14 protein-coding genes are annotated in these 6,721 nt (G+C 37.2%); all 14 read left to right on the plus strand.

Annotation, left to right across the window (positions count from 1 at the left end; genetic code table 11):
- Positions 1-536: 536 nt before the first annotated feature.
- Positions 537-845: a 30S ribosomal protein S10 gene (gene rpsJ / locus B2S90_RS09705; RefSeq protein WP_055234188.1), complete on the plus strand. Its 309-nt coding sequence runs from the start codon at positions 537-539 to the stop codon at positions 843-845.
- A 21-nt stretch (positions 846-866) separates the two neighbouring features.
- Positions 867-1,550 (plus strand): 50S ribosomal protein L3, encoded by a 684-nt coding sequence (gene rplC / locus B2S90_RS09710; RefSeq protein WP_055234189.1) that lies wholly within the window; start codon positions 867-869, stop codon positions 1,548-1,550.
- 23 nt (positions 1,551-1,573) lie between these two features.
- Positions 1,574-2,197: a 50S ribosomal protein L4 gene (gene rplD, locus B2S90_RS09715; RefSeq protein WP_040389859.1), complete on the plus strand. Its 624-nt coding sequence runs from the start codon at positions 1,574-1,576 to the stop codon at positions 2,195-2,197.
- Positions 2,197-2,490 (plus strand): 50S ribosomal protein L23, encoded by a 294-nt coding sequence (gene rplW, locus B2S90_RS09720; RefSeq protein ID WP_006505625.1) that lies wholly within the window; start codon positions 2,197-2,199, stop codon positions 2,488-2,490. Before rplD ends, rplW begins: the two co-directional genes overlap by 1 nt.
- 62 nt (positions 2,491-2,552) lie before the next feature.
- On the plus strand, positions 2,553-3,386 hold the full coding sequence (gene rplB / locus B2S90_RS09725) for a 50S ribosomal protein L2 (protein WP_278860269.1): 834 nt from the start codon (positions 2,553-2,555) through the stop codon (positions 3,384-3,386).
- An 18-nt stretch (positions 3,387-3,404) separates the two neighbouring features.
- A complete protein-coding gene (gene rpsS, locus B2S90_RS09730) occupies positions 3,405-3,677 on the plus strand; it encodes a 30S ribosomal protein S19 (RefSeq protein ID WP_006505627.1) in 273 nt (90 codons plus the stop codon).
- Positions 3,678-3,696: 19 nt separating this feature from the next.
- Positions 3,697-4,029 (plus strand): 50S ribosomal protein L22, encoded by a 333-nt coding sequence (rplV, locus tag B2S90_RS09735; protein WP_006505628.1) that lies wholly within the window; start codon positions 3,697-3,699, stop codon positions 4,027-4,029.
- Positions 4,030-4,040: 11 nt separating this feature from the next.
- Positions 4,041-4,694 carry a 30S ribosomal protein S3 gene (gene rpsC, locus B2S90_RS09740; RefSeq protein ID WP_022425051.1) on the plus strand — a complete coding sequence of 218 codons (654 nt, stop codon included), beginning with the start codon at positions 4,041-4,043 and terminating at the stop codon, positions 4,692-4,694.
- A 2-nt stretch (positions 4,695-4,696) separates the two neighbouring features.
- Complete coding sequence (rplP, locus tag B2S90_RS09745) at positions 4,697-5,107, plus strand: 50S ribosomal protein L16 (RefSeq protein WP_117458133.1); 411 nt, start codon at positions 4,697-4,699, stop codon at positions 5,105-5,107.
- Between the two features lie 3 nt (positions 5,108-5,110).
- Positions 5,111-5,305, plus strand: a complete 195-nt coding sequence (gene rpmC / locus B2S90_RS09750) for a 50S ribosomal protein L29 (protein ID WP_006505631.1) — start codon at positions 5,111-5,113, stop codon at positions 5,303-5,305.
- Between the two features lie 7 nt (positions 5,306-5,312).
- Positions 5,313-5,576: a 30S ribosomal protein S17 gene (gene rpsQ, locus B2S90_RS09755; protein ID WP_187012199.1), complete on the plus strand. Its 264-nt coding sequence runs from the start codon at positions 5,313-5,315 to the stop codon at positions 5,574-5,576.
- A 25-nt stretch (positions 5,577-5,601) separates the two neighbouring features.
- Entirely contained in the window at positions 5,602-5,970 is a 369-nt protein-coding gene (gene rplN, locus B2S90_RS09760; protein ID WP_006505633.1) for a 50S ribosomal protein L14, read from the plus strand.
- A 14-nt stretch (positions 5,971-5,984) separates the two neighbouring features.
- Positions 5,985-6,299, plus strand: a complete 315-nt coding sequence (gene rplX / locus B2S90_RS09765; RefSeq protein ID WP_006505634.1) for a 50S ribosomal protein L24 — start codon at positions 5,985-5,987, stop codon at positions 6,297-6,299.
- Between the two features lie 18 nt (positions 6,300-6,317).
- Positions 6,318-6,721: 50S ribosomal protein L5 (gene rplE / locus B2S90_RS09770; RefSeq protein ID WP_286696985.1), on the plus strand; the 404-nt coding region annotated here is incomplete at its 3' end.

Raw genomic sequence — 6,721 nt, forward strand, 5'->3', positions numbered from 1 at the left:
TCCTTCAGGAGGGCTTTTTTTATAAATTAGTGAATCTACTATACATACTTAAACTTAATTTTTTTACAACACATCTTCTGATGTGTTTTTTCTATTTTCTAATATACATAATATTAATTATTCTTCTACATATATGAAGATTCTTAAAGTAAAGAAGAATTAATCAATAGTTAACTTATTATCATTTCTATTAATAGTTTAGATATTGATAGGATGAGACTCTCATAATCCATAAATACGGTAAAAACAACCATAAAAAAAATAATTGTGAAAATTAACACTATTATAGATATGATGGCGCATACATTTATTATTGAAAAAGCGTTGAATTATTCAATGAAAAATTTATTAAAAAAATCAAAAAAAAAGTTTAAAAAGGGCTTGATTTATCTGTTTTATTACGGTATTATATGACCGTTGTGAAACGCGAAGATGTGCGAGGTTGCTGAAACGCTGATAGCCGTTGTCATGAACGGAAGAGTGCTCAGGGAATTCGCATTGAGCGTTGTCTAACAAATAGACAAGGAGGAATAATCATGGCAAACAACAAAATCAGAATCAGACTTAAGTCTTTTGATCACAAGATCCTAGATGCTTCTGCAGAAAAGATCGTAGCTGCAGCTAAGAAGTCTGGTGCTCAGGTAGTTGGTCCTGTACCATTACCTACAGAAAAGGAAATTTATACGATCTTAAGATCAGTTCACAAAGATAAGGATTCTCGTGAACAGTTCGAAATCAGAACTCACAAACGTTTAATCGACGTAGTGAACCCTACACCAGAAACAGTTGATGTTTTAACTAGATTAGAAGTACCAAGTGGTGTAGATATTGAAATTAAGTTATAAGAAAGGTAAAAGGTGTAACTCATGAAAGGAATCTTAGGTCGTAAGATCGGAATGACTCAAGTTTTCACTACTGATGGTAAGTTAATCCCAGTAACAGTTATCGAAGCAACTCCAAACGTAGTTCTTCAGAAGAAGACTGTTGAAACTGATGGATACAACGCAATCCAGGTTGGTTTCGAAGACAAGAGAGAAAAGCTTGCAAACAAGCCAGAAAAAGGTGTGGTTGCTAAAGCAAACACAGCTCCTAAGCGCTTCATTAAAGAATTTCGTTTTGACGAAATGATGAGTTATGAAGTTGGACAGACAATTTCTGTTGATAGCTTTGTAGCTGGTGAAGTAGTTGACGTAACAGGTACAAGTAAAGGTAAAGGCTATCAGGGTGTTATCAAGAGACACGGACAGCACATCGGTCCAAAGGGACATGGTTCCGGAGCTCACAGAATCGTAGGTTCTATGGGTCCAATCGCTCCAAACAGAATTGCTCCTGGTAAGAATCTTCCAGGACAGATGGGTGGAAACACAAGAACAGTTCAGAATCTTGAAATTGTTGCAGTTGATGTAGAAAAGAACGTATTACTAGTTAGTGGATCAGTACCTGGTCCTAAGAAAGGCTTAGTAGTCGTTAAGTCTGGTATCAAGGCAAACGGAAAAACAAACAAAGCTGCCGAATTAGTAAATTATGCTACTGAAGCAGTTGCAGAATAATGAAGTGAAAGGAGGAAAAACTAATGTTGAATATTGCATTATTTAATCAGAATGGTGAAAAATTAAACGATTTAGAACTTAACGAAAACGTATTCGGAATCGAACCAAATAACCAGGCAATCTTTGATGTAGTCTTACTACAGAGAGCTTCATTAAGACAGGGTACTCACAAGGTGAAGAATCGTCACGAAGTTTCAGGCGGTGGAAAGAAACCTTGGAGACAGAAGGGTACAGGACGTGCTAGACAGGGTTCTATCCGTGCACCACAGTGGCGCGGTGGAGGAATTGTCTTTGGTCCTACTCCAAGAAGCTATGACTTCAAGATTAACAAGAAAGTCAAGAATCTTGCATTAAGATCTGTATTATCACAGAAAGTAATCGATCAGGAATTAGTTGCATTAGATGCTATCGCTTTCGAAACTATCAAGACTAAGAATGTTGTTAATTTCTTAGGTAACTTCGAAAACCCAAGAAAGACATTAATCGTTGTTGATAAGCTAGAAGAAAACTTAGTATTGTCTGCTAGAAACGTTCCTGGTGTTAAAGTTATCGAAGCTAGCAACGTAAACGTTTATGACGTTATGGATTGCACTAAGTTAATGATGACTGAAAAAGCTATCAAGGCAGTTGAGGAGGTACTAAAATAATGGCTCACATTACTGACGTACTAAGAAAACCTGTTTTAACTGAAAAGACTATGAAGTTAATGCAGGAAGAAAACAAATATACTTTCGATGTTGCTTTATCATCAAACAAGACTGAAATCAAACAGGCTGTAGAAGCTATGTTCAATGTTAAGGTTACTAGCGTTAACACAATCAACGTTAGAGCTAAGACTAAGAGAGTTGGTCGTTATGTTGGTAAGACTGCTAGAAGAAAGAAAGCAATCGTAACTTTAGCAGAAGGCAACAGCATCAATTTATTTGGTGAAGAAGAATAATTAACTAATTATAAACTATTGAAATGCACTCCATTTCAGATATTTAAATAGGAGGATTAAACATGCCAATTAAAGCATATAAGCCTACAAGTAACGGTCGTAGAAACATGACTGCTTTGACTAAGGAAGAAATCACTACTTCTACTCCAGAGAAGTCATTACTTGCTCCTTATAAGAAAAAGGGTGGCCGTAACAATATGGGTCAGATCACTACTAGACATCATGGTGGTGGACATAAGAGAAAATACAGAGTTATTGATTTTAAGCGTAACAAGGATGGAGTACCTGGTAAGGTTGCTACTATCGAATACGATCCAAATAGATCTGCAAACATCGCTTTAATCAATTACGCTGATGGTGAAAAGAGATATATCCTAGCTCCTAAGGGACTAGAAGTAGGAACTTTAATTGTTTCTGGTGAAACTACTGACGTTAAAGTTGGTAACTGTATGGAAATGGGTAACATGCCTGAAGGTACTATTATCCACAATATTGAAATGCATCCTGGTAAGGGCGGACAGTTAGCTCGTTCTGCTGGTGTTTCAGCTCAGATCCTTGGTTCTGAAGAAAAATATGTAATTGTTAGACTTCAGTCTGGTGAAGTAAGAAAATTCTTAAAGAAGTGCCGTGCTACAGTTGGTGCTGTAGGTAACGAAGACCATGGTCTTGTTAATTACGGTAAAGCTGGACGTATGAGATGGAAAGGTGTTAGACCTACTGTTCGTGGTTCTGTTATGAACCCTAATGATCATCCTCATGGTGGTGGTGAAGGTAAAACTTCAATCGGTCGTAAAGCTCCACTTACACCTTGGGGTAAGAAGGCTCTTGGTGTTAAGACTAGAAACAGCAAGAAACATTCTAACAGATTGATCGTACGTCGTCGTAATGCTAAATAAGAAGGAGGATAAGTAATCATGGCAAGAAGTTTAAAAAAGGGACCTTTCGTCGATGAACATTTGATGAAAAAGGTTGAAGCATTAAATGCTGCTGGAAAAAAAGAAGTTATCAAAACTTGGTCAAGACGTTCTACTATTTTCCCTCAGTTTATTGAGCATACTTTCGCAGTATACAATGGTAAAGAACATATTCCAGTTTATGTAACAGAAGATATGGTTGGTCATAAGTTAGGAGAATTTGCTCCAACAAGAACATTCAAAGGCCACACAGCCAATGATAAGGCTGCTTAATAAATAGGAGGATTTGAACATGGAAGCAAGAGCAACAGCAAAAACTATTCGTGTATCACCTCAGAAAGCTAGATTAGTCGTTGACTTAGTCCGTGGTAAGTCAGTTAAGGAAGCACTCGGAATCCTTGAATTCACAAACAAGAGTGCTACTCCTGCTATTATCAAGGTTGTTAACTCTGCTAAGGCTAACGCTGTTAATAATGAAGGTGCAGACGAAGATAAGTTATATATCAAAAAGATTTATGTTGACGAAGGTCCAACATTAAAGAGATTCCGCGCAAGAGCTAAAGGTTCTGGAACTCAAATTTTAAAGAGAACATGCCACATCACTTGTGTGGTTGAAGAAAGATAGGAGGACGAACAATGGGTCAGAAAGTAAGTCCAGTTGGATTCCGTGTTGGTGTTAACCGTGATTGGAGTTCAAGATGGTATGCTGATAAGAAAGACTTTGCTAATTACTTATTAGAAGACGTTAAGATTCGTGAATTCTTAATGGCTAAGTTAAAGAAAGCATACGTAGCAAAGATCGATATTGAAAGATCAAAGAAACGCGTCAATATCTTTGTTCACACATCAAGACCTGGTGTAGTGATTGGTAAAGACGGAGAAGCCATTGATGCTTTAAGAAAAGAATTAATGGGTCTTATCAGTGATAAGAAAGTATTTATCAACGTAGTAGAAATTAAGAATGCTGATACTAACGCTCAGTTAGTAGCTGATAGAATCGCAGAACAGCTTGAAAACCGTGCTTCATTCAGAACAGTTCAGAAGAGAGCTATTCAGAATGCAATGAGAAACGGTGCTAAAGGTATTAAGACTTCAGTTTCAGGTCGTTTAGGCGGTGCTGATATCGCTAGAAGCGAAGGTTATTCTGAAGGTGTAGTTCCACTACATACAATCAGAGCTGACATTGATTATGCCACTGCAGAAGCTGCTACTACTTATGGTAAGCTAGGAGTTAAAGTCTGGATTTGTAAGGGAGAAATTCTTCCTGCAAAGAAGAAAGGGGATAAATAATCATGTTGATGCCTAAGAGAACAAAATATAGAAGACCTCATAGAGTTAAATATGAAGGTAAGGCTAAGGGCGGTAAGACAGTTGCTTTCGGTGACTATGGTTTAGTAGCTCTTGATGGTGCTTGGATTACTTCAAGACAGATTGAAGCAGCCCGTATTGCAATCAACCGTCATATGAACCGTGGTGGTAAGGTTTGGATTAGAATCTTCCCACACTTAGCAAAGACTAAAAAGCCTTTGGAAGTACGTATGGGTTCAGGTAAAGGTGCTCCAGAACAGTGGGTAGCTGTAGTTAAGAAAGGCCGCGTTATGTTCGAAGTTGGTCAGATTGATGAAGCAACTGCTCGTGAAGCATTAAGACTTGCTTCTCATAAGTTACCTGTCAGATGCAAGATTATTGGAAGAGGTGAGTAACTCATGAAAGTACAAGATATTAGAAGTATTGAAACAAAAGATCTACTTGTAAAAGTAGAAGAATTCAAAAAAGAGTTATTTAGTTTAAGATTTCAGCAGGCAACTGGTCAGCTTGAAAATACTGCTCGTATCAAAGAAGTAAGAAAATCAATCGCAAAGATCAAAACAGTTATTAGAGAAAGAGAACTTGAAAAGTAGGAGAGAGATTATGGAAAGAAATAACAGAAAAGTCTATACTGGCACAGTCATCTCTACTAAGATGGACAAAACTATAACTGTACTTGTTGAAACACATGTAAAACATAAATTATACGGTAAACGTATGAATTCATCTAAGAAATTCCATGCACATGATGAAAATAATGAAGCACGTGTTGGAGATACAGTAAAGATTATGGCAACAAGACCATTATCTGCAACAAAGCGTTTCCGTTTAGTAGAAATCGTAAAGAAAGCAGAAATTATCTAATACAGTCTGAAAGGAGGTCACTACTATGATCCAGAACGAAAGTAGATTAAAAGTTGCTGACAATACAGGCGCTAAAGAAGTTTTAGTTATCAGAAACCTTGGTGGTTCAAATAGAAAGACAAGTAGCATCGGTGATATCGTTGTTGCTACTGTAAAGCAAGCGGCTCCAGGCGGAACTGTAAAGAAGGGTGAAGTCGTTAAAGCTGTTATCGTTAGAACAAGATACGGTGTTCAGCGTGAAAACGGTTCAGTAATCCGTTTCGATGATAACGCATGCGTAATCATTAAAGATGACAATACACCTAAGGGTACACGTATCTTTGGCCCAGTCGCTAGAGAGTTAAGAGATGCTGATTTCATGAAAATCGTGTCATTAGCTCCTGAAGTATTATAGGAGGAACGAAAGATATGAAATTACGTGTAGGTGATACAGTACAGGTCATTGCAGGCAGCGAAAAAGGCAAGACTGGCGAAATTCTTGCAATTAAAGGTAATAGAGTTGTCGTTGAAGGTGTCAAGAAGGTAACAAAGCATGTTAAACCTTCTCAGGCAGATCCTGAAGGCGGAATCATTACTGTAGAAGCTCCAATCGATGCTTCTAATGTTGCTTACTATGATACAAAAGCTAAGGAAATCGTAAAACTTGGCTATAAATTTGAAGATGGTAAAAAAGTACGTGTTAATAAGAAAACAGGTGCTGTAATCGAAAATAAGAAGAAATAAGGGGAAGGAGGATAATACATGAACCGTTTACAGGAACGTTATACAAACGAAATCACAAAGAACTTAATGAAGAAGTTCGGTTATAAATCTACAATGCAGATTCCTAAAATGGAAAAGATCGTTATTAATATCGGTGTAGGTGATGCAGTCAACAATTCTAAATTCTTAGAAGAAGCTGTAGAAGAATTGACATTAATCTCAGGTCAGAAGCCAATCGTTACTACTGCTAAGAAATCAATCGCTGGTTTCAAGGTACGTGAAGGTCAGGCTATCGGATGTAAAGTCACTTTACGTAGTGAAAGAATGTATGAATTCTTAGATAAGTTAGTAAGTATTTCACTTCCTCGTGTAAGAGACTTCAGAGGAGTACCTAAGAATTCATTTGATGGAAGAGGTAACTACACTTTAGGTGTTAAAGAACA

Source organism: Catenibacterium sp. UBA627 (assembly GCF_002299355.1).
Lineage (GTDB): Bacteria > Bacillota_I > Bacilli_A > Erysipelotrichales > Coprobacillaceae > Catenibacterium > Catenibacterium mitsuoka.

Bases quoted from the DNA above. Each gene is read 5' to 3' on its own strand.
- rplD (WP_040389859.1), top strand. From the start codon at position 1,574: ATGTTGAATATTGCATTATTTAATCAGAATGGTGAAAAATTAAACGAT.
- rplC (WP_055234189.1), top strand. From the start codon at position 867: ATGAAAGGAATCTTAGGTCGTAAGATCGGAATGACTCAAGTTTTCACT.
- rpsC (WP_022425051.1), top strand. From the start codon at position 4,041: ATGGGTCAGAAAGTAAGTCCAGTTGGATTCCGTGTTGGTGTTAACCGT.
- rplN (WP_006505633.1), top strand. From the start codon at position 5,602: ATGATCCAGAACGAAAGTAGATTAAAAGTTGCTGACAATACAGGCGCT.
- rplW (WP_006505625.1), top strand. From the start codon at position 2,197: ATGGCTCACATTACTGACGTACTAAGAAAACCTGTTTTAACTGAAAAG.
- rplV (WP_006505628.1), top strand. From the start codon at position 3,697: ATGGAAGCAAGAGCAACAGCAAAAACTATTCGTGTATCACCTCAGAAA.
- rplB (WP_278860269.1), top strand. From the start codon at position 2,553: ATGCCAATTAAAGCATATAAGCCTACAAGTAACGGTCGTAGAAACATG.
- rpmC (WP_006505631.1), top strand. From the start codon at position 5,111: ATGAAAGTACAAGATATTAGAAGTATTGAAACAAAAGATCTACTTGTA.
- rpsJ (WP_055234188.1), top strand. From the start codon at position 537: ATGGCAAACAACAAAATCAGAATCAGACTTAAGTCTTTTGATCACAAG.
- rplX (WP_006505634.1), top strand. From the start codon at position 5,985: ATGAAATTACGTGTAGGTGATACAGTACAGGTCATTGCAGGCAGCGAA.
- rplP (WP_117458133.1), top strand. From the start codon at position 4,697: ATGTTGATGCCTAAGAGAACAAAATATAGAAGACCTCATAGAGTTAAA.
- rpsS (WP_006505627.1), top strand. From the start codon at position 3,405: ATGGCAAGAAGTTTAAAAAAGGGACCTTTCGTCGATGAACATTTGATG.